18 protein-coding genes and 1 pseudogene are annotated in these 25,122 nt (G+C 67.1%); 13 read left to right on the top strand and 6 right to left on the bottom strand.

Annotated elements, in window-relative coordinates:
- Positions 1–820 precede the first annotated feature (820 nt).
- From icd to QZX93_RS27280, 10 genes and pseudogenes are all read left to right on the top strand, one after another.
- Positions 821–2,077, top strand: a complete 1,257-nt coding sequence (gene icd / locus QZX93_RS05350; RefSeq protein WP_295389446.1) for an NADP-dependent isocitrate dehydrogenase — start codon at positions 821–823, stop codon at positions 2,075–2,077.
- A gap of 344 nt (positions 2,078–2,421) precedes the next feature.
- Positions 2,422–2,745 carry an ATP-dependent Clp protease adapter ClpS gene (clpS, locus tag QZX93_RS05345; protein ID WP_295389445.1) on the top strand — a complete coding sequence of 108 codons (324 nt, stop codon included), beginning with the start codon at positions 2,422–2,424 and terminating at the stop codon, positions 2,743–2,745.
- Between the two features lie 127 nt (positions 2,746–2,872).
- The gene (gene clpA, locus QZX93_RS05340; RefSeq protein ID WP_295389444.1) at positions 2,873–5,146 is read left to right on the top strand and encodes an ATP-dependent Clp protease ATP-binding subunit ClpA; all 2,274 of its coding nucleotides are present in this window, start codon (positions 2,873–2,875) and stop codon (positions 5,144–5,146) included.
- A gap of 492 nt (positions 5,147–5,638) precedes the next feature.
- Positions 5,639–6,220, top strand: coding sequence for an aminodeoxychorismate/anthranilate synthase component II (locus QZX93_RS05335; RefSeq protein WP_295389443.1), 582 nt, complete (start codon positions 5,639–5,641; stop codon positions 6,218–6,220).
- Positions 6,221–6,225: 5 nt separating this feature from the next.
- Positions 6,226–7,248: an anthranilate phosphoribosyltransferase gene (gene trpD / locus QZX93_RS05330; RefSeq protein WP_295389442.1), complete on the top strand. Its 1,023-nt coding sequence runs from the start codon at positions 6,226–6,228 to the stop codon at positions 7,246–7,248.
- A gap of 7 nt (positions 7,249–7,255) precedes the next feature.
- Positions 7,256–8,059, top strand: coding sequence for an indole-3-glycerol phosphate synthase TrpC (gene trpC / locus QZX93_RS05325; protein WP_295389441.1), 804 nt, complete (start codon positions 7,256–7,258; stop codon positions 8,057–8,059).
- A gap of 208 nt (positions 8,060–8,267) precedes the next feature.
- The gene (locus QZX93_RS05320) at positions 8,268–12,011 is read left to right on the top strand and encodes a hypothetical protein (protein ID WP_295389440.1); all 3,744 of its coding nucleotides are present in this window, start codon (positions 8,268–8,270) and stop codon (positions 12,009–12,011) included.
- Between the two features lie 11 nt (positions 12,012–12,022).
- The gene (locus QZX93_RS05315) at positions 12,023–13,792 is read left to right on the top strand and encodes a hypothetical protein (RefSeq protein ID WP_295389439.1); all 1,770 of its coding nucleotides are present in this window, start codon (positions 12,023–12,025) and stop codon (positions 13,790–13,792) included.
- A gap of 382 nt (positions 13,793–14,174) precedes the next feature.
- Positions 14,175–15,173 (top strand): annotated as a pseudogene (locus QZX93_RS27285) (glycosyl hydrolase 108 family protein); the annotation flags it as partial.
- The gene (locus tag QZX93_RS27280; protein WP_366759765.1) at positions 15,121–15,465 is read left to right on the top strand and encodes a putative peptidoglycan-binding domain-containing protein; all 345 of its coding nucleotides are present in this window, start codon (positions 15,121–15,123) and stop codon (positions 15,463–15,465) included. The pseudogene QZX93_RS27285 and the gene QZX93_RS27280, both read left to right, overlap by 53 nt.
- Before the next feature lie 1,297 nt (positions 15,466–16,762).
- On the opposite strand, the gene ssb is transcribed toward QZX93_RS27280, so the two are convergent.
- The 5 genes from ssb to QZX93_RS05285 form a co-directional block, all read right to left on the bottom strand.
- On the bottom strand, positions 16,763–17,257 hold the full coding sequence (gene ssb, locus QZX93_RS05305) for a single-stranded DNA-binding protein (RefSeq protein ID WP_295389437.1): 495 nt from the start codon (positions 17,255–17,257) through the stop codon (positions 16,763–16,765).
- Between the two features lie 256 nt (positions 17,258–17,513).
- Complete coding sequence (locus tag QZX93_RS05300) at positions 17,514–18,899, bottom strand: MFS transporter (RefSeq protein WP_295389436.1); 1,386 nt, start codon at positions 18,897–18,899, stop codon at positions 17,514–17,516.
- A gap of 121 nt (positions 18,900–19,020) precedes the next feature.
- Positions 19,021–19,677: a DNA-binding response regulator gene (locus tag QZX93_RS05295; RefSeq protein ID WP_295389448.1), complete on the bottom strand. Its 657-nt coding sequence runs from the start codon at positions 19,675–19,677 to the stop codon at positions 19,021–19,023.
- Positions 19,677–19,883, bottom strand: coding sequence for a hypothetical protein (locus QZX93_RS05290; protein WP_295389433.1), 207 nt, complete (start codon positions 19,881–19,883; stop codon positions 19,677–19,679). Before QZX93_RS05290 ends, QZX93_RS05295 begins: the two co-directional genes overlap by 1 nt.
- Positions 19,884–19,902: 19 nt before the next feature.
- Positions 19,903–20,580, bottom strand: coding sequence for a hypothetical protein (locus QZX93_RS05285; RefSeq protein WP_295389431.1), 678 nt, complete (start codon positions 20,578–20,580; stop codon positions 19,903–19,905).
- A 544-nt stretch (positions 20,581–21,124) separates the two neighbouring features.
- On the opposite strand from QZX93_RS05285, the gene QZX93_RS05280 reads away from it, so the two are divergent.
- The 3 genes from QZX93_RS05280 to QZX93_RS05270 are packed head-to-tail and all read left to right on the top strand — an operon-like array spanning position 21,125 to position 24,292.
- Complete coding sequence (locus QZX93_RS05280; protein WP_295389429.1) at positions 21,125–23,377, top strand: trehalose-6-phosphate synthase; 2,253 nt, start codon at positions 21,125–21,127, stop codon at positions 23,375–23,377.
- On the top strand, positions 23,374–24,147 hold the full coding sequence (gene otsB, locus QZX93_RS05275; protein ID WP_295389427.1) for a trehalose-phosphatase: 774 nt from the start codon (positions 23,374–23,376) through the stop codon (positions 24,145–24,147). Before QZX93_RS05280 ends, otsB begins: the two co-directional genes overlap by 4 nt.
- Positions 24,137–24,292, top strand: coding sequence for a hypothetical protein (locus QZX93_RS05270; protein WP_295389425.1), 156 nt, complete (start codon positions 24,137–24,139; stop codon positions 24,290–24,292). Before otsB ends, QZX93_RS05270 begins: the two co-directional genes overlap by 11 nt.
- Before the next feature lie 46 nt (positions 24,293–24,338).
- On the opposite strand, the gene QZX93_RS05265 is transcribed toward QZX93_RS05270, so the two are convergent.
- Positions 24,339–24,731 carry a hypothetical protein gene (locus QZX93_RS05265; RefSeq protein WP_295389423.1) on the bottom strand — a complete coding sequence of 131 codons (393 nt, stop codon included), beginning with the start codon at positions 24,729–24,731 and terminating at the stop codon, positions 24,339–24,341.
- Between the last annotated feature and the right edge of the window lie 391 nt (positions 24,732–25,122).

Raw genomic sequence — 25,122 nt, 5'->3', positions numbered from 1 at the left:
TCACGAAGGTTCACGCACGGGGCCTCGGACAGTAAGGGGACCGACGTGCTTTATACCCGGGCCACCTGGCGTTGTCCAGTGTTGCGGACAACCGCCGGTTGCAACAGAGAGTCCTGGCTAGAACGGTTCCGCCCTGGGGGCTGGCCGTGCCGGGCCGAGCGATTCTTAAGCCTGCCGCATTGGGGCGGCGTGCGGTGGTCGATGGCCGCCGGGTTCGGTTTGCCGGCGGCCGGTGTCTAGGTCTTGTCCCAGTAGTCAGAGGGGCCGGTGGTGCTCCACCAGATCAGTCCCAGGGGTCCACCGATGACCACCGCCGCAAAGAGAGCGAAGAGTGTCCAGATCATGTGCGTCTACCTCTGATTGTGACATCGCGGCATCGCTAACGCGTGCCACGCTTGTCTGCGCCGATTCTTGGATCGGCTTGAGTCGCGCTGGAAGTGACCTCCATACCTGGTCGATCTTGGACGGGTGGCCGCCGCAATTCTGTGAACTAGTTCACAGAAACGGGGTCCCGGAGCACGGTCTTGATCGCCATATTAGGGTTAGGTCCAGTCCGCGATCGGTGAAAGATGTTCTCTGCGTGGGGAAATTCGTTGCGCCATTTTTATGTACGCGGTGAATCCAGCCAGCGGTTACTGTGAAAGTCGAGCCGGGAGCGCGCTAAAATTCTCCCTCCCCTATTGTGGGAGGGCGGGGTGGGGAACGGCCGAGGCGCTCGCCACGGGGTGGTGCGGGCGCCATGGTCGTTAGCCGGGCAGCACGGGAGACGCGTTGCGGTGTTAGCATTGGGTTTTCTGGCGACCACAGAGAGCAGCGAAAGATGGCCTACGAGAAAATCAAAGTCCCGGCACAGGGAGCCAAGATCCAGGTTAATGCGGACCTGTCACTGGCCGTGCCGGACCAGCCGATCATCCCCTTCATCGAGGGCGACGGGATCGGGATCGACATTTCCCCAGTGATGATGAAGGTAACTGACGCCGCGGTCGACAAGGCGTATGGGGGGCAGCGTCGCATCCACTGGATGGAGATCTACGCCGGCGAAAAATCGACACAGGTCTACGGCGAGGATGTGTGGTTGCCCGCGGAGAGTCTGCGGGCGGTCAAGGAGTTCGTCGTCTCCATCAAGGGGCCGCTGACCACCCCAGTGGGTGGCGGCATCCGCTCGCTCAACGTGACGATGCGTCAAGAGTTGGACCTGTATGTCTGCCTGCGCCCGGTGCGTTACTTCACCGGGACGCCGAGCCCATTGAAGGAGCCCGAGCATACCGATATGGTGATCTTCCGTGAGAATTCGGAGGACATCTATGCCGGCATCGAGTGGCAGGAGGGGACCCCGGAGGTCAAAAAGGTCATCGAGTTCCTGCAGCGCGAGATGGGCGTGACCAAGATCCGCTTCCCTGAGACCTCCGGGATCGGTATCAAGCCGGTCTCCCGCGAGGGTACGCAGCGCCTGGTGCGCAAGGCGATCCAGTACGCCATCGATAACGATCGCGCCTCGGTCACCTTGGTACACAAGGGCAACATCATGAAGTTCACCGAGGGGGCCTTCAAGCAGTGGGGCTATGACCTGGCGAAGTCCGAGTTCGGGGCAGTGGAGATGGACGGCGGGCCCTGGTGCCGGTTCAAGAACACGAAGACCGGTCGCGACATCGTGATCAAGGACGTGATCGCGGACGCCTTCCTCCAGCAGATCCTGCTGCGTCCCAAGGACTACGACGTGATTGCCACCCTCAACCTCAACGGCGACTATATCTCCGATGCGCTGGCCGCCCAGGTCGGCGGCATCGGGATGGCGCCCGGGGCCAACCTGTCTGACTCGGTGGCCATGTTCGAGGCGACCCATGGTACCGCCCCCAAATATGCGGGTAAGGACCAGGTGAATCCCAGTTCGCTGCTGCTCTCGGCTGAAATGATGTTGCGCCACATGGGATGGACCGAAGCCGCCGACCTGATCATCAAGGGTGTGGAGGGGGCCATTGCGGCCAAGACCGTGACCTATGACCTGGAGCGCTTGATGCCCGGGGCGACCAAGCTCAGTTGTTCGGGTTTCGGCGCGGCGGTGATTGCCGCCATGTAAGGGGCGGCGGCGCCCTCCCCCGGCGGTAGTGGCCGGCGCCCTGGTGCCGGGCGCCGCGGGGCTTGGTGTTACCGCGTGAGCTTAGGGGAGCTTTCGCGTCTTTGTCGTCGCGTCTGACCCCATCCCTTGATTCCGGCCAGCGGCGCCATACCTCATAGTATAATGGACTGATTTTCCAGCCCAAACCGGCGGGAGGCTCAGTGTGAGGCACCGCCGGGTCGCGCTCCCCAGGCGTCAGTCTGGTCACGCTTGCGTAGCCAGGTGATGCCGCGGCGGGGGCTGGCACCCCCACAGGGCGATGATCGGCGTCGCACCAAGACGAAAATTGTTTAGAATCCGGAGCCATGAGCGAGCAGAACCCGAATGAGGAGCGTGAATCCGGGCTGGCGGTCCAGGAGGCCCGGCCCAAGCTGCGGCGACCGCCGCTGTTCAAGGTCCTACTCTTGAACGACGATTACACCCCGATGGAGTTCGTGGTGGAGGTGCTGGAGGGCTTCTTCGCGATGAACCGGGAGCAGGCCACCCAGGTGATGCTGCATGTGCATACGCGCGGGGTGGGTGTGTGCGGCGTCTATACTCGGGATATTGCCGAGACCAAGGTCATCCAAGTCAACGATTACTCTCGCAGTCATCAGCATCCGCTGATGTGTACCATGGAAGAGGCGTGAGGCAGTCAGCCCGTTGGAGCGGGAGTGGCCCCGGTGGGGCCCGCGGGTGGCGGCGGCGCCTACGCCATACCCAGCGTGCATCAAAGCAGATAGAATCGATTTCCTTAACCCCGCTTGGACGAGTCCGATGCTGAGTAAAGAGCTGGAGTTCACGTTGAACCGCGCGTTTAAAGAGGCGCGTGAGAAGCACCACGAGTACATGACCGTGGAGCACATGCTTCTGTCCCTCCTGGATAATCCGGCGGCGGCCAAGGTCCTGCGCGCCTGCGGCGCCGATGCCGAGCGACTGCGCCGCGAGATCACGGCCTTCATTGACGAGACCACGCCGCTCATCCCGGTGAGCGAAGACCGGGAAACCCAGCCGACCCTGGGCTTCCAGCGGGTCTTGCAACGCGCGGTCTTTCATGTGCAGTCCGCCGGCAAGAAGGAGGTCACTGGTGCCAACGTCTTGGTCGCACTGTTCAGCGAGCAGGACTCCCAGGCGGTGTACCTGTTAAGCCAGCAGGATATTTCCCGTCTCGATGTCGTCAACTATATTTCGCACGGGATCTCCAAGGTCCCGGGTGAGAGCGCGGAGGACGAGGGGCACGCAGAGCCCGACGAGGCGCGTGGCGGCGACCACGAGGGGGCCAGTCCACTGGAGAGCTTCGCCTCCAATCTCAATGAGATGGCCCGCCAAGGGCGCATCGATCCGCTGATCGGCCGGGCGGCGGAGGTGGAGCGGACCATCCAGATCCTGTGCCGCCGGCGCAAGAACAACCCACTGTTTGTAGGCGAGGCCGGCGTCGGCAAGACCGCCATTGCGGAGGGGCTGGCCAAGAAGATCGTCGACGGAGATGTCCCGGAGGTCCTCAACGACGCGGTGATCTATGCCCTCGATTTGGGTGGCCTGGTGGCGGGGACCAAATACCGCGGTGACTTCGAGAAGCGTCTCAAGTCCGTGCTCGCCCAGCTCAAGCGCCTGCCGCGGGCCATCCTGTTCATCGATGAGATCCACACCATTATCGGTGCGGGCTCGGCCTCCGGCGGGGTCATGGACGCCTCCAACCTGATCAAGCCGGTGCTGGCCTCGGGCGACCTGCGCTGTATCGGCTCGACCACCTATCAGGAATACCGCGGCATCTTCGAGAAGGACCGGGCACTGGCCCGGCGCTTCCAGAAGATCGACGTCGAGGAGCCGAGCGTCGAGGAGACTATCGAGATCCTGAAGGGTCTCAAGTCACGCTTCGAATCGCATCATCAGGTCACGTATACCAATCCCGCACTGCGGGCCGCCGCCGAACTCTCCAACCGCTACATCAATGACCGGCACCTGCCCGACAAGGCCATCGACGTGATCGACGAGGCCGGGGCCAATGTCCAACTGATGAGCCCAGCCAAGCGCAAGAAGCGGATCGATGTGGCTGACGTCGAGTCGATCATTGCCAAGATGGCGCGCATCCCGCCGAAGAAGGTCTCGGCCTCGGACACCGAGTCGCTGCGTAACCTCGACCGCGATCTCAAGATGGTGGTCTATGGCCAGGAGCCGGCCATTGAGGCCCTGACCGCGGCCATCCGCATGAATCGCTCAGGGCTGGGGCACGAGGAGAAACCCATCGGGTCCTTCCTCTTTACCGGCCCCACCGGGGTGGGCAAGACCGAGGTGACCCGTCAGCTCGCCCGCATCCTGGGGATGGAGCTGATCCGTTTCGACATGTCCGAATACATGGAACGCCACACGGTCTCGCGGCTCATCGGCGCGCCCCCCGGCTATGTCGGTTTCGATCAGGGCGGGCTGCTCACCGAGGAGATCAATAAGCATCCGCACGCGGTCTTGTTGATGGACGAGATCGAAAAGGCGCACCCGGACGTCTTCAACCTGCTGCTCCAGGTCATGGACCACGGCACCCTCACGGACAACAACGGACGCAAGGCCGATTTCCGCAATGTGGTGTTGGTGATGACCACCAATGCCGGCGCGGACGAGACGGCGCGCCGCTCGATGGGCTTTGCCGAGCAGGACCATTCCACCGACGGGCTGGAGGCACTCAAGCGTTATTTCACACCCGAGTTCCGCAACCGACTCGACGCGGTGGTGCAGTTCAGTCCCTTAGGTCCCGAGACCATCAAGAGCGTGGTCGACAAGTTCATCTTTGAGCTGGAACACCAACTCCTGGACAAGAAGGTGTTCCTGAGTGTCGATGCGGCGGCCCGCAGTTGGATCGCCGAGAAGGGCTATGACCCGCTGATGGGTGCGCGACCGATGGCCCGCGTGATCCAGAACCACATCAAGAAGCCCTTGGCGAACGAGCTGCTGTTCGGGTCGCTGGTCGGCGGCGGCACGGTGCGGGTCGGGGTGGAGGGCGATGGGCTCGGCTTCGAGATCGAATCGGCCAAGGCCTTGGCTGATTCGCGTGCCTGATCGAGGAATGTTTCTGGCAAGTGCAGGCGCTACGGGATGTCGGGAGCCGCGCGGCCGGGGGCGGTGCCGCCGCTTACGCCGTGGTGGCGGTCGCCGAGGGTGTGCCTAACCGGCCGCGGGAGACATCCACCCACCGATCCCTGGACCGCGGCGCGGAGTCGATGCGCAGCTGATAGTGGGGCGCCGCGGCCTTGTTGGGGGCGATACTGGCAGGTCAATTGTTGTAGAATGCATTCCCCTGGGGATTTACAGTCAGTTAGTTGGCGATTCGATCCACTCGTCTGTTTCGGTAATACAACGGCTTAGATCCATGCGGTCTAGGTCGTTTTTCGTTTGGGTCACTGGCTTGATCGTCATTGCGGCCAGGGTCCTCGCGGCAGCCCGTCGCGGCCAGGGGGCCGCTCCTACGCCGTTGGGGTGGCCTCGCTCGGGTGCGTATCCAGTTCGCCGCCTCTCAAGTCATGCGATATAACACAGTGGGATAGCCATTAAATGCTGCTGATGATCGACAACTACGACTCCTTCACCTACAACCTGGTCCAGTACCTGGGCGAGTTGGGGGCGGAGGTGCGGGTGGTGCGCAACGACGAGCTGACCGTCGCTGAGGTCGCGGCACTCAACGCCGAGCGCATCGTGATCTCACCCGGTCCCTGTACACCCAACGAAGCGGGGATCTCGGTGGCGCTGATCCAGGAGATGGCCGGGCGGGTGCCGATCCTGGGGGTCTGCCTGGGGCATCAGTCCATCGGTCAGGCCTTCGGCGGGCACATCGTCAAGGCGCGCCAGGTCATGCACGGCAAGACCTCGCCGATCCATCACTCCGATCAAGGCGTGTTCAGCGGACTCGCCAACCCCTTCGCGGCGACCCGCTATCACTCGCTGGTGATCGAGCGCGACAGCCTCCCTGACTGCCTGGAGGTCACCGCCTGGACCGCGACCGCGGACGGCGCGGTCGAGGAGATCATGGGCGTGCGTCATCGCGAACTAGCGATTCAGGGGGTCCAGTTCCACCCCGAGTCGATCCTGACGCAGCACGGGCACGACCTGCTCAAGAATTTCATTGAGGGGCGCTAGGACACATGGATATCAAGGCAGCCATCACCTCCTGCGTGGAGGGCAAGGACCTGAATCTGGAGCAGATGACGGCGGTCATGCGCACCATCATGACCGGCGGGGCGACGGCGGCCCAGATTGCCGGCTTTCTGGTGGCCCTGCGACTGAAGGGCGAGTCGGTCGCGGAGATCGCCGCGGCGGCCGGGGTCATGCGTGAACTGGCGGCGGGGGTCGACATCGGCGGGCTCGACTACCCGGTGGACATCGTCGGCACCGGCGGGGATGCCAGCGGGACCTTCAATGTGTCGACCACCGCGATGTTCGTTGCCGCGGCGGCCGGCTGTCACGTCGCCAAACACGGCAACCGCTCGGTGTCGAGCAAGTCGGGCGCGGCGGACGTGCTGGAGGCGGCGGGGGTGCGGCTCGAACTCACCCCGGCGCAGGTCGAGCGCTGCGTGCGCGAGGTGGGGGTCGGGTTCATGTTCGCCCCCGGCCACCACAGCGCCATGAAGCACACGGGCGGCCCCCGGCGCGAACTGGGGATCAGGACGATCTTCAATGTACTGGGTCCGCTGACCAACCCCGCCGGGGTGCCCAATCAGTTGCTTGGGGCCTTCAGCGAGTCACTGCTGCAACCCCTGGCGGAGGTGCTCCAGCGCCTGGGCAGTCGCCACGTGCTGGTGGTCCACGCCCGCGACGGTTTGGACGAGATCAGCATCGGGGCCGAGACCGAGGTGGCCGAGCTCAAGCACGGCGAGATCCGCCGCTACCAGATCGGCCCGGAACGCTTTGGCCTGACCCGCGCCGGGCTCGATGTCATCCGGGTCTCGGACCCCGCCGGCAGTCTGGCCATGTTGCGCGGCGTGCTCGCCAACCAGCCGGGCGCGGCGCGCGACATCGTCCAGCTCAACGCCGGTGCCGCCATCTATGCGGCTGGCCGCGCCGATAGCCTGGAGGATGGGATGCGGTGCGCGGATGAGGCGATCGCGAGCGGCGAGGCGCAGCGGCGCTTCGACCACCTGGTGGCACTGACGCGTGAACTGGTCTGAGAGCATCATGCACACATCGGACACCCCCGACATCCTGAAGAAGATCTGTCACCGCAAGGTCGAGGAGGTCGCGGCCCGCGCCGCGCGCCTGCCGCTCCCGGAGTTGACCGCCCGGCTGGCCGATGCGTCCGCCCCCCGCGGCTTTGCGGCGGCGCTGGACGCTCGGGTCCAGGCCGGCCAACCGGCGGTGATCGCCGAGATCAAGCGCGCCAGCCCGAGCAAGGGCGTGCTACGGGCCGACTTCCACCCGGCCGAGCTGGCCTTGAGCTATGCGCGGGGCGGGGCGGCCTGTCTCTCGGTCTTGACCGACGTGGACTTTTTTCAGGGCTGCGACGCCTATCTTGAGGCCGCGCGCGCCGCCTGCACCCTGCCGGTGATCCGCAAGGATTTCATCATCGACCCCTACCAGGTGCATGAGGCGCGGGTGTTGGGTGCCGACTGCATCCTGCTGATCGCCGCCTGTCTGGACGATGCGCGCCTTGCCGATCTCAGCGCCCTGGCCCAGGGGCTCGGCCTGGATGTGCTGGTGGAGGTCCACGACGCCGCCGAGCTGGCGCGGGCGCTGGCGGTGCCTGGGCGCCTGATCGGCATCAATAATCGCAACCTGCGGACCTTCGAGGTGAGCCTGGAGACGACCCTGTGGCTCCTTGACTCGGTGCCGACAGACCGGTTGCTGGTCACCGAGAGCGGCATCCTGGGGGCGGAGGACGTGGCCCTGATGCGCCGCCACGGCGTCCATGCCTTCCTGGTGGGCGAGGCTTTTATGCGCGCGCCCGACCCGGGGGCTGAACTGGCCCGGCTCTTTTTCTAATTCCTCGTTCCCAAGCTGCGAGGGCTCAACGTAAATTCCTGGAGATCGGGTCATCGGACAGTGCCGCCCCTTGCGGAGCGCCCAACCCACCGGACCGACGCGGACCTGGCCCTGGGACAGACGTTCGGTCGAATCTCTTTGCTGCGCGGCCAAACTTAGGCCGGCCTCGCAACGGTCTCGTACTCCACCCTGCCGTGAGGAAGCCCGTGTGACGACGCCCATTTCCGCCTTGAGTGTCCAGGCGACGCTGATCGACGACCACCTGCTGCTGGATCGCCCGCCGGTCTACCCGCAGCTCACGCCCGGCTGTTTCGCCGTGGCGCACCCCGAGCAGGGCACCGGCGCGGCGAGCGACCTGGTCACGCTCGATACCAGCGGCAGCGGGTTGTTGCTCTTCCGCGCCGATCCGGGTTCCAACTCCGGCTGGTCCAATTCCAGCTATGCCCCCGGCGCAGGCGGGCCAATCGAGAGCGTACGCGCCTTCTATCAGGGCGGCCTGCTGAACGTGCTGGCCGGCGGCCCCGCCGCCCAGGGCATCCGCGCCCTGGCCTGGGCGCAATGGGACCCCAACCGCGCCAGTTGGACGACGCTCGGCAGCGGCGCTATCTCGTCGGCCGCCGCTGCCGCGCTGGCCGGCACGGCGCAGACCGAGGTCTACACCGATGCCACCGGCGCGAACTGGGTCTACGGCGTCAGCGCCGAGCAGCAGGGCAGCTTCTTCGTCATCGGCTGGAACGCGGGCAGCGGCTGCTGGGACCTTGTCGCGAGCTTTGGCTTCGATGTCTTCGGCGGCGGGCTCGGCATCGGTGCGACCAGCTTCCGGCTTGGGCCGCCGGCCGACAGCGCCAACAGCTTTGGCGTCGCCTGGAATACCACCGACGAGATCTGGTACAGCGACGCCCAGTTGACCGCCACCGGCAGCGGCCCGGCGTGGAACTGGGTCGGCAGTGGGCCGCAGTGCTTCGCGCCCGGCATTGGCACCATCAGCGGCCCGCGCTGGCCCGTACTGCCGGCGGCATGGGCCGCGACCGATCTGCTGCTGCAGGACGACACCGGCCAGGTCTGGTACTTCCCGCAGTTCCGCACCGGTTCGGTTCAGGCGCAGGCGCGGCCGCTCACCGGCGGGGCCGGCCAGCCGGCCGCGATCAGCGAGCTGACGGTACAGCAGGACGGCGCCGGCAACCTGGTGCTGTTCGGCATCGCCGCCGACGGCCCGCTCTGGTACCTCAGCGCCCCTACGCAGACCGACCCCTCGCCGGCCGGCTGGGTCACCCTCGGTAACCTGCTGGCCACCCTCGGCGCGGCGCCGAGCACCGGATTCGGCCCCGAGATCTATGCGGTAGACGGCGACTGCGATGTGTTCCACATCGCCCGCACGCCGAACCTGCTGGATCTGACCGACGCCAGCGAGCAGGTCTGGGTGACGCAACTGGTCGCCGCGCCGCTGCCGCCGGCCAGCACCACGGCACCGCAGAACATTGCGAGCTACTGCATGGAGGTGACTGCGGTGGATGCCCGCGGCCTGCCGCTGGCCGCTCAACCGTTGACGCTGACCTGCGACCACGCGGCGACGGTGCTGCTGGCCGATCCCGCCGGGCAGGGCGAACTCGCCCATCGGCTCACGCCCGGCGTGCCGTTCGCGCTCATCGCCGATGCCACCGGGTCGGTCAGCGTGCGCATTCAGGGCGTGGACCTGAAGCCGCCGCGCTGCATCTTCGCCGACCCCAACGGCAGCGCCTCCTGCTGGGTGCAGGGCGACGTGGTGCAGACGCCGGCCGGTAGCCTTCAGCCGCTGACGCCGCCGACCTCGATCGCCGGGCGGCTGCAGAACCAGGACCCGACCCGGCCGGTCACCGACCAGGCCCTCCAGCAGGCGATCGACCCGCCCGGCGATCCGCACCTGACCATCGCGCCGCTGATGGCGCCGGGCTTCGAGACCGACGGCCACGCCACGCAGGCGATGGTCGCGATGGGCGCCTGGCTGGACCCGAAACACCAGACCGCCGACGGCCGGCTCGACCCGCGTCGGCTGCCGAGCCAGCACTGGCACCTCGACTTCACCGACCCGCGCGGCCCGCGCTTTCGCGTGCTGACCGCCGTCGAGGGGCAGGCGCTGCTCGCCGCGGCTCAGGCCCGCGACCCGCTGGCCGCCGGGCTGCCGGGCTTCTCCCTGGGCCATCTGTTCGGCGACGTCGCGCACTTCTTCAAGCACGCCTGGCAGGCCATCGAGCACTTCGCCGTCAGCGTCGCCGAGGACGCGCTGCACGTGATCCTGAACGGCGTGGCCTTCGTCGTGCGCACGGTCAAGCAGGCCGGCGATGCCATCGAGGTCGTGCTGAACCGCATCAAGCAGGGGCTCGCGAAGGTCTACGACGCGCTCAAGCACGCCCTCGACTGGCTGAAGCAGTTGTTCAACTGGACCGATATCCTGTACACGCACGGGGTCCTGAAGGCCTGCATCAACCGCACGCTCGACAACCTGGCCGGCGTCGATTGCACCACCGTGCAGACGGCGGTGGCCAAGGCCGTCGCGTCGCTCCAGGCGGGCGTGGACAGCCGCTTCGATCAGCTCTCATCGCTCTTCGGCACCCAGAGCTTCAACGACTTCGCGAACCGGCAGGCGAGCGCGAGCGGCGCGCTCAGGGCCGGACTCGCCGGTGCGGCCGCGTCAGGCGTGCCATCACGGCTGCTGTCGGGCGCCGACGGCGGCGGCGTGCTGGCCGCCGGACAGTTGCAGGGCGCCCATCGGGCCAACGCCGCCCGCAGCAACTACGGTTGGAACAAGGCCAAGGCGCATGCCGCGGCGACCGCCGGCACCACGGCCGCCTCGCCGGGGGCGTGCAGCCTCGCCGCGGTGCTGGCCAGCTTCGACAGCAGCGCCAAGGCGCAGTTTGCGACCACCGGCGCGACGCTGGCCCGGCAGTTTAACCAGGACCTGGGCGGCGGCAACCTGTTCGGGCTCGGCATCGTGCATCTGATCGTCGATCTGCTGAGGGATGTCATCAACCTCGGCCTCGGGCTCGCCGGCGACCTCGCCAAGGCCGTGCTCGGCGCCGCCGCCTGCGGCATCCAGGCGCTGCAGGCAACGCTGAATCATCCGCTGCACATCCCGGTGCTGTCCTGGCTGTATCACCTGATCAGTGGCGAGCAGTTGTCGGTGCTTGACCTGTTCTGCCTTGTGCTCGCCATCCCGGTGACCATCCTCTACAAGGTCTTCAACCACGACCAGGCCCCGTTCAGCAGCGCCGACGCCGAGGGCATCGCGCTGCGCTGGCCGCTCGCCTGGCAGCAGTCGGACGATGCTGCGCTGCCGCTGCCGCTGCCGGCAGCGCCGACGACGCCGTCGCCGAAGCTGCTGGAGGCGCTCGGCATCGCCGCCGGCATCTCGCAGGTCATCGGCACCATCGTGCAGGCCGGCACCGACACCATGACCGCCGTTGAGCCGGCCGCTGCCGCGCCGCGCGCCGGCAGCGACCCGCTCGCGACGCTGCTGTCCTGGGCCGGGGTGATGATCTCGGCGTTCCAATTCGGCGTCGACGCGCCGGCCGCGGTGGACGCGCAGAACAACGGCGAGGGGCTGACCCCGGCACAGGAGGCGGCGCTGATCGGCTGGGCGGTTGGCGCGCTGCCGTTGGCCTCGGACATCCTGTTCACGGCCGTCAGCGGTGGCGACATGGAGCTCGACCCGGACGGCGGGCCGATCATGGACACCATCTTCGGCGTGCTACAACTCGCCGCCGGCATCGCCGTCGCGGTCGAGGACGGCACCCATCCGGGCAGCGCCAGCGGCTGGGACATCGCCGGAGCGATCATCGTGCCGATCGGTCCGACCTTCCGGTTCGTCACCCTGTTCAAGGAGGACGAACTCGGCCCGGCGATTGTGCTGCTGGTGGACTTCTTCGTCGGACTGGCCTCCGCGGCGGTGCAGATCGGCGCCGCGGCGGAGGGCTGAGGGGCGCGCAGATGCCATCGCTTGCGCACCCTTCGCTGCCGGCCCAGGCCATCCACGCTGGCGCCGTGCTGGTCGCCAGCCTGCTGGCGACCCCGGCCCTGGCCCAGACCACGGCACCGGACCTGACCCCGGCCGGCCTGGTCGCCTTCTTCGACCAGCCCGAGTGCCCGGCCGGCTGGTCCGGCTACGCCGACGGCTTCGGCCGCCTGCTGCTCGGCGTCACCAACCTGACCGAGTATCAACTTGGCGCGAGCGTCGGCACCGCCCTGTCCGGCGCGAACCCGCCGACCCATGGCCACAGCTTCTCGACCAGCGTCGATGTCGGCAGCAAGGGGCTTGCGGGGACCAAGGGGGGCAACGACAGCGGCGCGGCGGCAGGCGGGCACCCGGTGCCGGGCAGCGGCAGCCAGCCGGTGGACCCGGCCGAGACTGGCTGGGGCTTCATCCAGCGCACGCTGTGCCGGCGCGACCCGGCCGCGACGCTGCCGCAATGGGACAACCTGAGGGGCAACCTGCCGGCCGGCACCATCGCCTTCTTCGCCCAGGCCACGCCAAATGTCAATCAGCCCTGCCCGAGCGGCTGGGCATCGGCCAGGCGCCCCAGCGGCTATCAGGGGAGCTGGTCCGGTACGGCCGGCTACTGCATCACCGTCGCCCTCGACGGCACCGATGCCGACGGCGACGGCGTGCTGCGCGGCCGCGGGTCGAACCCCGCCAGTATCCAGGGCAATTACCCCAACGAGCTCAGCGACTGGAGCATGATCGTGTGGCAGGGCGGCTGCGGGCCCGACAGCGGCGGCACCCAGCAGATGACCTACAACTGGACCGATCAGCAACAGCGGCCCGACTTCAACGTCAACCTCGACCTGGCCAGCCTCGCGATCGTCGTCGCCGGCAACTGGAATACCGCGAGTGGCATCGCCATGGGCCTCTACACGCCCGGCACCGCCAACTTCAACCTGGGCTCTTACGTCCCGTCCGACATATCCGACGGCGTGCAACTCCAGACCATGACGCCAGGCGTTGCCGTGGTCTCGGCCGGTCCGCTGGACGGTGCCGGCCAATCGGTGTTCCCGGTCGCCATCGCCCAGGTGCCGGTCAACGGCGTCTTTCCGATGCCGTTTGCCGGGACCGGGGCCGACAGCGCGACCCGCGGGCGCATCGTCGGTACGTCGCTTCCCAACCTCGCGAGCGCCGGTGTCCATAGCCATACCCTGGCGAGCGGCATCACCCTGAGCGCGGAGCGGTTCGACCTCGTCGGCGGCGATACCGAGCACCTCGGCACCCCCGGCTGGCACCCGTTCACTGCCACCGCCTCCAGCGACGACCCGGGGGTCCCGTACCTGCAACTGCTGCTCTGCCGCAAGACCGCCGCCGCCGCCGCCCCGCCGCCGCCGGGCCTCGCCAACCTGATCCTTTACGCCGACACCCCCTGCGCCGACCTCAGCGGCAGCGCGGGCCAGACCTGGACCGCCGCGACCGCCGACAGTGGCCGGTTCGCGGTCGGGCTCGCGCCCGGCGCCGCTGGCCCTGGGCAGACCTTCGGCGGCCCGGCGCTGGCGCCGCTGGCGCAGCCGCAGCATACCCACGCCTTTGCCGGCACCGTAGGCATCGAGGGTCACGGCGTCACGCCGGCCTTTTGGTTCCATTCCACCATCGGCGATGCCGCCGACAACGTCGCCTTCAGCGGCACCACCGACCCCGCCGTCGCCCCTTTGCCCTACCTCGCCGTCAGCGCCTGCCGGCCCTGCGGCGGCGTCGGCCAGCCAGCCTGTCCGTAACCCAACCCGAGCGCGCCGGCTTGTTACGGTCGCCATTCTTGATCCATATAAGTCGCCATTGCGGCGGGGCGAGCTTAATCTCGACGCACGGCCATGCCATCGCCTATGTCGCGCGGATGATGGCGCTGCCGCATGGGGAATGATGGCCGTTCGCCCTCCCTCAGCGGGGGAGGGAGATGATTCGGCGTCGAATGCCGCACGCCGGTGGGCGATCCGGCCCTGACATCGGCCTGGGCCATCATCCCCGTCCCTGCGTGCAGGCGCCCGCGCGGCGCTTGCGACCCACCGTTGCGCGATGATAACGTTGCCCCGAGCCGAGCCGAGCCGAGCCGTTCGGGCGGTCGCATTTCCTATCCGTCCATCCCTGGATTAGAGGTATTAAATGTTCCCACTCATCGGCCTTGCAGCGACCCTGGTTCCGGACCTGATCCGCCTGATCGCCGGCGACAAAGCGGGCGCCTTGGCGCAATCTGTCTCGCAGGCGGTCAGCGATGTCGCCGGAACCGACGATCCCGTGGCGGCGCAGAAGACGATCCAGGCAGACGAGACTTTGAGCGCCGCGCTGCAGCAGAGACTGACCGAAATCGCGATAGATGCGACACGCGTGCAGGCCGCAGCGTCCGCGGAGCAGCGTCGGGCGGAACTGGCCGAGATCAAGGCGAGCGATGAGAATTCGGCAGACGCACGCAGCACGATGCAGGCACTGGCCTCCGCCAAGAGTCCGATCGCCTGGGGCTCGCCCCTCGTATCCATCGTCGTCACCGTCGGTTTTTTTGTAATACTGGGCCTGATCCTCTTCCATGGGATCGCCGCCGTCGCCGGGCAGACTCCGGATCCGACCGCAGTCAACATCGTCAACATCGCGGTGGGCGTCCTCGGAACCGCCTTTGCGACTGTGGTGAATTTCTGGCTTGGGGACTCGTCCGGCTCCAGGAACAAGGACGCCCAGGCGATCGATCAGCAGCACACCCATGCCCGGCAGATCGGCGACATGCTGACCGCGTTGCGCCAGGCCCACGACACCCAGGCCCAAAGCACACAGTCAGCCGTGACGGCAATGCGGGACCTCGCCTCCCGCGTCGCCTCGCCCTTACCGGACCGCACCGCGGCGGCCCCGAAGGCGCAGTCTGCCGAGCCCCCACCGGCGCAAGCGGTAGACGACTTCCCACGTTGCGTGGCGGTGACCCTGGCACAGGAAGGCGGCTATGTCGACGATCCCCAGGACCCGGGCGGTGCCACCAACATGGGCATCACCCTGGAAACCCTCCGACACTGGCGAGACGACGATTCGCTCGGCCCGGACGCCGTTCGCGCGCTGACGAGGACCGATGCCTGCGAGATCTATCGTGCCGACTATTGGCACCCGGCCGCCTGCGGCCGCCTGCGGCAGCCTTCCTCGTGGGGTCGATCTCATGGTATTCGACTGCGGTGTCAACAGCGGACCCCGGACCTCCGTCAAGATACTGCAACGCACCGTTGGTGTTACGGACGATGGATCGGTTGGACCCATCACCCTCGGCGCCGTGCATGCCATGGACGTAAGGACCCTCATCGATCAGTTGGCGGCGGCCCGTCTGGCCTATCTCCGTGGTCTGGACACCTTCCCCATCTTTGGGGTCGGCTGGACACGCCGGGTAGACACGGTCACGGCTGCTGCACTGGCCATGATCTGAAGCGCGCCGGGGCAGGACGATTCGTTCAGCCCCATCGCTCAGGGATAACCGTGTGCAGACTGAGCCGCCATGACCGGATCATTGAGCGCCAATTGCGGGCGTCGCGCTCCCTGGCGCGGCGGTACCGAGGGTCATTGCAGGCGCGTCTGTCACAATTGAAGCAGTGCTACCCGGCTGACCAGACCCCAGCGGTGCTGGAGCAGGCCCGCGAGGCACTGGACCGGGCCGGGGCCAAGCGCACTTGGGAGACGGATTTCCAGGTCGAGCAGATGTTGGTGGGTGCCTATGACACCGGCGCCATCGACGTCGAGATCCAGCGCGCCCTCGCCCTTGGCAAGGGTCTGTTGAGTCGGGACCTCCAGCATTGGTACGCCGGCTTCGATTGGCGCGGTCGTGACCTGTCGACACGGCGCGCGTTGCTGAGTCGCCTGATCGAGGACCTGCAATGGGCGCTGTCGCAGCGGGAGATGATACGCATCTGCCGGGCCGATCTGGCCGCGCGGATGAGCAGACGGTTTATCCTGGTCTCGCTGTTGTTCGGCCTTTTCCTGGTCGGCGTCCTCACCCTGCATTCGCACCTGGTGTCGGCCGAGTGGATGCAGGACATCGCCCTGCGCCACATGGTCTCAGTCGCCGCGAGCTTCATCGGCGGGCTTTGGGGCGCACTGTTCAGCATGATGACCGGTATCCGCAATCGCATCGATGGGAGCAATCTGGACGAGCTGAAGCTCCAGTATCGCTGGCTGCCAGCACGGATGCTCGCCGGGGCCGGCTCCGGGCTCCTCGTTTATCTGTTGTTCGCCTCGGCAATGATCGGTGGCGACCTCTTTCCGGACTTCCGCAGCGACGCTGCATCGCAACAGCCGGGCTTCTCCGCCGGTTTGGAGCTGTATGGCAAGCTACTCCTCTGGTCTGTGGTTGCCGGGTTTTCCGAGCGCCTGATCCCGGATGTCCTGGCCCGGATCGAGTCCGACGTACATTCCAATCAGACCGTGGGATCGAGTCGTCGGCGACACAACCCGCGGGTCGACCCTGAGCATCCGGCGGGGGAACCGCTGGAGTCGCCCTTCTCACCACATCGCGGACATGGGGCCGACGATGATCGTTCGGCCATCGATTGACTTGGCTCCGAGCGGATTCACCTCGCCTTAATTTGCCTCTGGTGCTGAAATCGGGCGCAACGTAAATGCCTGGAGGTCAGACCATCTGAGGCTACCGGAAACCGCTCGCGGAATACTTTCATCGCGGCCAGGGGGCCGCTCCTACAGGTCGGAGCGGCCCCCTGGCCGCGACAGACTTAGAACGGGATGTCGTCGTCGAACGGCATGCCGCCGCCCTGAGGGGCTGGCGCGGATGGCGGTGGGGCGGATTGGCGAGCACCGCCGGCTGGCGCCTGGGCGCGGGGCGGCGCGTCTTCATAAGGCACCGAAGAGCCGCCGCCGGGACGGCCATCGAGCATTTGCATGTTACCGCCGACGCCGACGTAGACCTCAGTGGTGTAGCGGTCATGGCCCTCCTTGTCCTGCCATTTGCGCGTGCGCAATTGGCCCTCGATATAGACCTTCGAGCCCTTATGGAGGTACTGCTTGACGATTTCGGCCAGCTTGCCGAAGAACACCACCCGGTGCCACTCGGTGCGTTCCTGGGTCTCACCGGTGTTCTTGTCCTTCCAGGACTCGCTGGTGGCAATACTGATGGTGGCCATCGCATCCCCGCTCTGCGTGTAGCGGACATCCGGCTCATTGCCAAGGTTGCCGATCAGTATGACTTTGTTGACGCCTCTACTGGACATGATCTTCCTCGCGCCCGCAGGGCGGGTCAGCAATAGTGATTTGTTGCTCTAACGAAACGCGTACTGTGAAGCGAAACTTCCGATGCCACTTCGGCGCTCAGGCAACTGGCAGGGAATTGGACGGGATTAACAAGATTTTCTATTGTGGCATAGGGTCATGACACATCCGGTAAATCCTGAGAAATCCTGTTAATCCTGTCCGTTTCTCAAGCTCATGGCGGTTCCCGAATGGTATCGGGATCTGCACTTCTATGCACTAGCCAGCAATCGCCTGTAAGCTGGCCGAATCCAGTTCGCGGCTGTCCACCTTGAGATAGGCGACCCCCTCGTCCGGCGCCACCACCGCGTCGCGCACCCCGGTTACGGCCAGCAGGCGCTGCTCCAGCGCCAACACCTGGCCCGCGTCGAGCGGGCCGAGTGGATCGAGCGGGAGCAACTGGTTGGTCAGGCGCTCCGGGGCCGCCATGGTGCCGGCCACCAGCAGCCAGGCCAGGGCGCAGAGTGCGGCGAACACGAAGACCGCGGGGGCGCCGAGGTACTGGTTGACCAACCCCCCGGTCATGCCGCCTAGAAAGGCGCCGATGAACTGGGAGGTGGAATAGACCCCCATGGCCGTGCCCTTGGCCCCGGCGCGGGCGATCTTGGAGATGATGGAGGGCAGCAGGGCCTCCAGCAGGTTGACCGCGGTGAAAAAGACCGCGAGCAGGACCATCAGCGGGATGAGCTGGGTCGACCACAGTGCGAACCCCAGCGCGGTGAGCCCGACGGTGGCGATGGCCCCCAGGAAGACCGGTTTGATGCGCCCGCGCCCCTCGGCGAAGATGACGAAGGGCACCATCGCGATCAGGCCGAGCAGCAGCACCGGCAGATAGACCTCCCAATGGTGGGCGGCGGCCACGCCCGCCTTGACGATCGCCGGGGGGATGACCAGGAACATGCCGGTCATCATCAGGTGCAGTGAGAAGATGCCGAAGTTCAGCCGCAGCAATTGCCCATCGCGCAGCACCGCGCCGAGCTGGCTCGCCACCGGCTCCGCGTCCCGGTGGACCGAGCGCCGCTTGGGGTTCGGCACCACCAGCCACAGTACCAGGATGCCGCCGAAGGCCAGCAGGGCGGTGAGCCAGAAGACCCCGGAGAGCCCCCACACCTGGGCGATGGCCGGGCCGATGATAAAGGCCAGGCCGAAGGCGATACCGATACTGGCGCCGACCCCGGCCATGGCGCGGGTGCGCACCTCGTCGCGCGTGAGATCGGCGGCCAGCGCCGTGACCGCGGCCGACACCGCCCCGGCCCCCTGGATCACCCGCCCCAGGATCACGCCGTCGATGGTGGTCGCCAGCGCGGCGATCGCGCTCCCCAGCACGAAGACCGCGAGCCCGCCGTAGATCACCGGCTTACGCCCGATGCGGTCGGACAGCATGCCGAACGGGATCTGGAGGATCGCCTGGGTGAGCCCATAGGCGCCGATGGCCAGCCCGATCAGGAGCGGCGTCGCCCCCTTGAGTCCGCCGGCATAGAGCGCGAACACCGGCAGGATCAGGAACAACCCCAGCATACGCAGGCCATAGATGCCGGCCAGGCCCACCGCGGCGCGGCGTTCGTCGGGGGTCAGCGGGATGGGGGTGGTTTTGGCAGGGTTCACGGCACAGACACTTAAGGTTTTGGATACGGCAAAGGTCGGATGATACCAGCTTCGCCCCCCAAGATGCCGGATCGGGCATGCGCGGCGTCCCGCCCGAGTCGGGTGGCGCCCGGATGCTGGGTCAGTCCGGGGCCGTCGCGTCCGAGCGCGCCCGGTAGGCCGCTGGGCTCAGCCCGAACCGATCCTTGAAGGCCCCGGCGAAATCGCGACCATAGCTGTAGCCCACCCGCTCGGCGATCGTCGCCACCGCGAGGCCGGTCGTCTGGAGCAGCCGCCGGCCCTCATTCAGGCGCTGTTCGCGCAAATGGTCGAAGACCGTCATGCCCAGATAGCGCTTGAACAACTGTCCCAGAGTGGTGCGGTTGGTGCAGGCGTGGGCGGCCAGGGTCTCGAGGTTCGGGGGGGCGCACAGGTCCGCCAGCAACCGGTCGCGGGCGCGGATCAGAATGCGCAGGACGCCCGGCGGCGTCTCGGGCGGCAGCTCCAGCGGAGGTAACGCGTCGTCGCGGACTGGCACGGCGCCCGGCGGTTCATACTGGGCCAGGCGCTCCCTGAGTGCACGGTTGCGCTGTGCCAGCCCTAGGTGGTTGACGGCCCGCAGCAGAACCTCCCTGGCCTCGAAGGGCTTGGTGATGTAATCGACCCCGCCCGCGGCGAACCCCGCCGCCTTGTCGTCGACCAATGCCTTGGCGGAGAGAAAGATCACCGGCACATCCTGGGTCTCCCGGTCGGCCTTGAGCGCCCGGCACAGGGCGAACCCGTCGCCATCCGGCAGCATCACATCCAACAGGGGATCAGGTCCGGGTTAACGGCCCGCGCGTTGCGCAGTCCGATGGCCGCATTGGGGGCGCTGGCCAATTCCAGCCCGAAGGCGCGCATCATTTCCAACAGGATGCGTAGGCTGTCCGGCTCGTCGTCGATGACCAGGATGCGATATTGGCGGTGTCCGGCCAAGGGGCGGGCCGGGTTGGGGTTAGCGATCATGCCGGGTTCACAGCGCGGGTTAGGCTGCCCGGAGCCTACAGGCGGCGCGGGCGTGGGTTTGTCTCGTGTCGGCACTATAGCCGCCGCGTGTCCCCCGCGAGAGGGCGGCGCGGCAACGATCGGTCGGCCGAATGCAATCTTGAACGTCGGCCGCCAGCCACGTTTCAAGCCCCGAACAAGGTCCGCATTGGGTGCGGTCCTTGCCCCCCGGGACCTCGCTCCAGGGCATCTGTCCTTGCAGCGGGTAAACCTGGTCGCCGCAGGTCGCGGTGAGGGCCATGAACCAGCTCTTCGACTGATAGGTCAGCAGGACCTTGGACAGGTCGGCCGCCCCATCGGGCGCGACCTCGAAGCCCCCGCTGTATTGGGTCCGTGTTAAGCGCTGGCTGGCATCCTGCGGATTAACGATGGACCCAGTGCCGGTCAGCCGGCATCCCTCATCGGTCGCGATCAGTCCCCCCAGTGCGCTGCTGGCCGCGTTGCAGCCGAGCGTGAAGGTGCTGACGACCTGACTGTCCGCCAGCGCGACGGTGAACTTGTCGTGTAGTCTGGCATCGCGCAGGGATGGCATCACCGCCTCGCCGCTGAGGGTCACCGCGGCGGCGGCGGCGGGGGCGGCATCCTCCGCCAAGAGCGGCAGCGGGGGCAGGCCGAGCAGTGCGGCGGCCAAGGCCGCGGACAGGGACCTCAGTTTCATGGTGTCGACTTCTCTGGGGTGACGGCAGGATGCCCGCCAGTCTAGCGCGAGCGCCTCGCCTCAGTCTGCTTGCCCTGAGGCGTCGGTGGCAAGAATAACGAGCGAGGCCCACCGCGTCATCCGGACCAGGACCGCCCGCGGTGAAGGGCAGGGACCAATGGATGCCGATCTGGATGGCCTTATCGACGGCGAGCCCCAGGGAGACACACATCGCCAGGCCGATGAGCAGGATGACTTGGTCGAGCAAGCGGCTGCGCAAACCTGCCAGATGGGTCGGCCAGTCCTGGTGCGGCGGTGCAGTCTCGGCGGCGGGCATAACGAGGGTGGTGAACTCTGGGTGGGCGGGGGCGGCAGCGTGGCAGAATCGCCGCCGGCGCGGTGGATCGCGACCCCTTCCAGGTCCATTAAGGCTTGACGCTGCCTCCCCATTGCCCGACCCTCTTGGGGCTGACCGCGGTTCGAGCCTCGCGGTCGGTGGCCAGCCGCCTTGGCCTCTGGGTTGCACATGCCGTTTCGGCTCCCCCGCTGCGCAAAAGGTACCGTCATGCGTATGGCATTGCGATTCATCGTCCCCCTACTACTCGTCCTGGCGGGCATTGCCTGGGCCACCACCCCGATCTTGAGCGACCTGATCCAGCGTTGGTTCCGCGCCGATGTGGAACTGCGCGCCCAGTTGGTCTTCGACTCCATCAACGACACCGTCGCGCGCGAGGTCAAAGAGTCCGACGGCCCGCGGATCGATCTTCTCTTTCAACGCATTACGCGGGACGAGCGGCTGCTGGCACTGGGTCTGTGTGCCCCCAATGGCCGCCTGACCCACCGCTCCCCCTCCTGGCCCAAGACCCTGGGATGCCCGCCGCGGGCGTTGCGCGTGCCCGCCTTCACGGTGGCCGCGCGCGGCGATGGGACGGTACTTACGGCGGCCTTCCCGCTGGGCGAGGACGGTAACGACCTGGGCGATCTGGTGATCGTCCACGATCTGAGCTTCAGCGAGCGGCGCGGTGCCACCCTGGAGCGCTACCTGACCGTCTTCCTGGCACTGCTTGGGGTGTTGATCGCGGGGGTGACGGTCGCGGTCGCCCTGGTGATGCGCCGCAATTGGGTGCAGGCCGTGCGCAAAGGGTTGGCCCCGGTCGTCGCCGGGGATGCGCCCGAGCGCACGCCCGAGCCGGCCATCGCCGGGCTGGTCGCCGAGATGCGCGAGATGCTCCGCGATCTCGACGTGCCGCGCGGGATCTCGGAGGCGATCCGGGTCGACTGGAACCCGGATACCCTGCAAAATTTGCTCAAGTCCGAACTGCCGGGGGCGGAGGTGATCGTGGTCTCCAACCGCGAGCCCTATATCCACAACCGCGAGGGTGACACGATCCACGTCCAACGCCCCGCCAGCGGCTTGGTGACCGCCCTGGAGCCCATCACCCGCGCCTGCGGCGGGACCTGGATTGCCCATGGCAGCGGCTCGGCGGACGCCGAAACGGTGGATCGGCAGGACCACATCCAGGTCCCACCGGAGGCCCCGGCCTATACCCTGCGACGGGTCTGGCTCTCGGATGAGGAGCAGGAGGGCTATTACTACGGCCTGGCCAACGAGGGGCTGTGGCCACTGTGCCATATCGTCTTCGTGCGGCCGACCTTCCGCGCCTCCGACTGGGAACAGTATGTGGCGGTGAACCGCAAGTTTGCCGAGGCGGTGGTGGCCGAGGCCAAGTCGCCCAACCCGCTGGTGCTGGTGCAGGACTATCACTTTGCACTGTTGCCCCAGATGGTGCGCGAGCGCCTGCCCGGCGCCACCATCATCACCTTCTGGCACATCCCCTGGCCCAACCCCGAGGTCTTCGGCATCTGCCCCTGGCGCGAGGAGATCCTGCAAGGGCTGCTGGGCAGTACCATCCTGGGCTTCCATACCCAGTTCCACTGTCTGAACTTCCTGGACTCGGTCGATCGCTTCCTGGAGTGCCGCATCGACCGCGAACAGAGCACCGCGCGCACCGGCGGGCGTACCACCCTGGTGCGGCCCTATCCGATCTCGATCGAGTGGCCGCCCAGCGCCCTCGTCGGCCAGCCGTCGGTGCCCGAGTGCCGCGCCAAGGTGCGTCGGGACTATGAGCTCGACCCCAATGTGCTGCTGGCGGTGGGGGTGGAGCGCTTCGACTATACCAAGGGCATCGCCGACCGCTTCCGCGCGGTGGAGAACCTGCTCGAACACCATCCGGAATGGATCGGCCGCTTCACCCTCCTACAGATCGCCGCCCCGACCCGCAGCAGCCTGCCGGCCTATCGCCAGACCCAGGCGGAGGCCGAGGCCGTCGCCACCGGGGTCAATCAGCGCTTCGGTCGGCCCGGCTGGTGGCCCATTGCGCTGGTCGCCCGCCACCACGAACCCGAGCAGGTGTTCACCCTGTTCCGCGCCGCCGATCTGTGTCTGGTCTCCAGCCTGCACGACGGCATGAACCTGGTGGCCAAGGAGTTCGTCGCCGCCCGCGACGACGACGACGGGGTGTTGGTCTTGAGCAGCTTTGCCGGGGTCTCACGCGAGCTGTTGGAGGCCCTGATCGTCAATCCATACGACAGCAGCGCCATGGGCGAGGCGATGCATCGGGCGCTCTTGATGCCGCGCGAGCAGCGGCGCGACCGGATGCACCTGATGCGCGCACTGGTCGCCGAGCACAACATCTATTTCTGGGCCGGGCGGATGCTCCTGGAGGCGGCGCGGCTGCGCAAACGCCAGCGGATCCAGGATCAGATCGTCCAGGTTACGGCCCCCTTCACCTGGCGGCGGGGCGGGGGTAGCCGATGAACGGCCCCACGCACCCCGGTCCGCGCGAGTGTCCCGGCTGGGCGCAGGATTGGGCGCTCTTTCTGGATATCGACGGGACCCTGCTGGACCTGGCCCCCGAGCCCCAGGCGGTGCGGATACCGCCCGACCTGCGGTCCCAGCTTGAAGTCCTCGCCCAGGGCCTGGGCGGGGCGCTGGCCCTGGTGAGCGGCCGACCCTTGAGCGACATCGACCGCTTCTTTCCCGGCGGTTTCGATGCGGCCGGGACCCACGGTGTGCAGTGGCGCCTGGGCGGCATCGCGACCGACCCGGGGCCGGCGGTCGCGGACGCGCTGACCGGGATTGCCGAGTGGCTGCGCGCAGGGACGCAGGGCATGTCCGGCGTCCTGCTGGAGCGCAAGCCCCATGCCGTGGCGCTGCATTACCGGTTGGCCCCGCAGCGGGAGGCGCAGATTCAGTCGCTGGCAGCGCGCGCCGCACAGACCCTGGGCCCGGACTTTCGCCTCCAGGCCGGTAAGCTGGTGGTCGAGATCCTGCCGGTTGCGGCCGGTAAGGGTGCGGCCATCGAGCGTTTCATGGGGCGGCCGCCCTACGCCGGGCGGACCCCGGTCTTCGTCGGGGACGACCGCACCGACGAGGACGGTTTCGCTGTGGTCAATCGCCTTGGCGGGCGTTCGGTGCGGGTGGGGGAGGGGGGCGAGACCCAGGCGCGGTGGCGGCTGGCATCGCCGGATGCCGTGCGGGATTGGCTGGCGGGGCTGGTCGCGAGCCTACCGCGGGATGGGGTTTGAACCTAAAATCCGGCAGTCGCTCACGCCAAGCCGCCAAGACGCCAAGAAGAAACAAAGCGCTGTGCGCGGCATCGGCATCGGCATCGGCATCGGCATCGGCATCGGCATCGGCCGGCGGGCGATCCGGCGACTTCGCCGACCCTAGCCTATTGCTTGGCGAGCTTGGCGCCTTGGCGTAAGCAATCCCCGGGCTATTCCTCCTTCTGAAGCGCCACCAATTCACGCAACAGGGCCTCGATGTTGGCCGCGTGTTGCTCCATGGTCACCATGTGCCGGATCATCATCTCGCGGTTTTGCATCATCATCGCGGGATTCATCATGCCCATGCCTGGGTTCATGGCGGGGCCCGCGCCGGGGGCCCTGGGCATCCCCTCTTCGGGCCCCATGCCGGCGCCCGCGCCTGGAGCCATGGGCATCCCCTCGCCTGGCCCCATGCCGGCGCCCGGCCCCATGGGCATGGGTGGCTGAGTCGCGGGCGGACTCGCGGCCGGGGCGGTCTCCGCGGCACCGGCCGTCGGGGCGATCAGTGAGGCGGCAACGGCCAGGGCCAGGGCGGCCGGGATCAGGGTCTTTTGGATGTTCATCGAGTGACCTCGGGTAGGATCGAAACAAGACAGGCGGTTGGGCGCGCCGTGGGCTGGTTGCCCATCGCTGACGCCCTTCGGGTAAATGAGGGTAGTTCCCACTGGGACCAAGACCATGCCGGTGCGGCGTGAGCTAGATAGCGGGTTTGGTGTACACGATATGGCTGCTCCACCGGGTGGATCAACCGAAATCCGGCAATCGCTCACGCCAAGACGCCAAGACGCCAAGAAAAAACAAAGGGATGTGCGCAGCATCTCCTTACCCATCCCCCCGGGGTGAGTCACCAACGGCCGATAGCGCGTTGAAAAACCTTGGCGAGCTTGGCGCCTTGGCGTGAGAACTGCTCTTTCCAGGATCGACAGGGATGCGGCTGCCGGTTGTCATTCCGGA

Source organism: uncultured Thiodictyon sp. (assembly GCF_903946935.1).
Taxonomy (GTDB): domain Bacteria; phylum Pseudomonadota; class Gammaproteobacteria; order Chromatiales; family Chromatiaceae; genus Thiodictyon.
Note: the sequence above shows the minus strand (reverse complement) of the source record. Positions and strands in the feature narration are given on the sequence as shown.

Excerpts from the sequence above, each read along its gene's own strand:
- icd (WP_295389446.1), top strand. The coding sequence starts at position 821 with ATGGCCTACGAGAAAATCAAAGTCCCGGCACAGGGAGCCAAGATCCAG.
- clpS (WP_295389445.1), top strand. The coding sequence starts at position 2,422 with ATGAGCGAGCAGAACCCGAATGAGGAGCGTGAATCCGGGCTGGCGGTC.
- clpA (WP_295389444.1), top strand. The coding sequence starts at position 2,873 with ATGCTGAGTAAAGAGCTGGAGTTCACGTTGAACCGCGCGTTTAAAGAG.
- QZX93_RS05335 (WP_295389443.1), top strand. The coding sequence starts at position 5,639 with ATGCTGCTGATGATCGACAACTACGACTCCTTCACCTACAACCTGGTC.
- trpD (WP_295389442.1), top strand. The coding sequence starts at position 6,226 with ATGGATATCAAGGCAGCCATCACCTCCTGCGTGGAGGGCAAGGACCTG.
- trpC (WP_295389441.1), top strand. The coding sequence starts at position 7,256 with ATGCACACATCGGACACCCCCGACATCCTGAAGAAGATCTGTCACCGC.
- QZX93_RS05315 (WP_295389439.1), top strand. The coding sequence starts at position 12,023 with ATGCCATCGCTTGCGCACCCTTCGCTGCCGGCCCAGGCCATCCACGCT.
- QZX93_RS27280 (WP_366759765.1), top strand. The coding sequence starts at position 15,121 with ATGCCTGCGAGATCTATCGTGCCGACTATTGGCACCCGGCCGCCTGCG.
- ssb (WP_295389437.1), bottom strand. The coding sequence starts at position 17,257 with ATGTCCAGTAGAGGCGTCAACAAAGTCATACTGATCGGCAACCTTGGC.
- QZX93_RS05295 (WP_295389448.1), bottom strand. The coding sequence starts at position 19,677 with ATGCTGCCGGATGGCGACGGGTTCGCCCTGTGCCGGGCGCTCAAGGCC.
- QZX93_RS05290 (WP_295389433.1), bottom strand. The coding sequence starts at position 19,883 with ATGATCGCTAACCCCAACCCGGCCCGCCCCTTGGCCGGACACCGCCAA.
- QZX93_RS05285 (WP_295389431.1), bottom strand. The coding sequence starts at position 20,580 with ATGAAACTGAGGTCCCTGTCCGCGGCCTTGGCCGCCGCACTGCTCGGC.
- QZX93_RS05280 (WP_295389429.1), top strand. The coding sequence starts at position 21,125 with ATGCGTATGGCATTGCGATTCATCGTCCCCCTACTACTCGTCCTGGCG.
- otsB (WP_295389427.1), top strand. The coding sequence starts at position 23,374 with ATGAACGGCCCCACGCACCCCGGTCCGCGCGAGTGTCCCGGCTGGGCG.
- QZX93_RS05270 (WP_295389425.1), top strand. The coding sequence starts at position 24,137 with ATGGGGTTTGAACCTAAAATCCGGCAGTCGCTCACGCCAAGCCGCCAA.
- QZX93_RS05265 (WP_295389423.1), bottom strand. The coding sequence starts at position 24,731 with ATGAACATCCAAAAGACCCTGATCCCGGCCGCCCTGGCCCTGGCCGTT.